Source organism: Mycobacterium sp. (assembly GCF_008709575.1).
Classification (GTDB): Bacteria; Actinomycetota; Actinomycetes; order Mycobacteriales; family Mycobacteriaceae; genus Mycobacterium.
This window is the reverse complement of sequence record NZ_VYIK01000180.1, coordinates 1-1,105: the sequence shown is the minus strand read 5'-3', so window position 1 is coordinate 1,105 and position 1,105 is coordinate 1. Positions and strand designations below refer to the sequence as shown.

1 protein-coding gene is annotated in these 1,105 nt (G+C 67.9%); it reads left to right on the top strand.

Annotated elements, in window-relative coordinates:
* Positions 1-205 precede the first annotated feature (205 nt).
* Positions 206-1,105 (top strand): class I SAM-dependent methyltransferase (locus F6Q13_RS17705; protein ID WP_293059336.1); only part of this gene is annotated, 900 nt, incomplete at its 3' end.

The following is a 1,105-nucleotide window of genomic DNA, read 5'->3' as shown; positions in this document are numbered from 1 at the left end:
GCGCCGAGCACTCGCAGGCGTTGACAAGGTATCCAGGCGGTGTCCAGGCGCGTCAAACCGTCTACGAGAGTAACAGCGCAGGCGGGCGCCCCCCGCGCGCAGGAGTACAGTTTCGGCTAGCTCGTTACGTTAGCTAACTATGATCTGTGCCGCGGCCGGGAGAACCTGGACCGGGTGGAGATGAATACCGAGAGGACAGGTGCCGATGACGCGCAGCGACAACGATAGTTGGGACCTGGCATCCAGCGTGGGCGCCACCGCGACGATGGTTGCCGCCGCCCGGGCGCTGGCCAGCAAGGAGCCCAACCCGATCATCACCGACCAGTTCGCCGCGCCCCTGGTGCGCGCGGTGGGCCTGGACTTTTTCACCCGCCTGGTCGACGGTGACATCCTCACACCCAAAGCCCTCGAAGCCCCCGAAGGCGGCGCGCGGGACCTGCAACTGGAAACCGACTCGATGGCGGTGCGCACCCGGTTCTTCGACGAGTTCTTCACCGATGCCGCGAAATCCGGTCTACGCCAGGCGGTGATCCTGGCCGCCGGCCTGGACTCGCGACCGTACCGGCTGGCGTGGCCCGCCGGCACCGTGGTCTACGAAGTCGACCAGCCCAAGGTCATCGAATTCAAGTCCGCCGCCCTGTCGGCGTTGGGTGCCGCCCCTTCGGCGCACCGCCGCACCGTCGGCATCGACTTGCGCGAAGACTGGCCGGCCGCCCTGCGCCGCAGCGGATTCGACGACACGAAGCCGGCTGCCTGGAGCGCCGAGGGACTGCTGATGTACCTGCCGCCGGAAGCCCAAGACCGACTGTTCGACGAGATCACCGCGCTCAGCGCGCCGGGCAGCAGGCTGGCCACCGAATACCACCCCGACTCCGGCCCGACGATGGCTGAGCGCGCCGCAGCGTTCAACCAGCGATGGGCTGACCTCGGCTGCGATATCGACTGGTCCGGATTGTTCTACGACGGCCCGCGCAGCAACGTCGCCGACTACCTCACCGACCGCGGCTGGCAGGTGACCACCCGACCCAGGCGGGACTTGTTCGCCGACTACGGCCTGACGTTCCCGGACGACGACGAGATGGCCGCGTTCCGCAACATCGTCGCG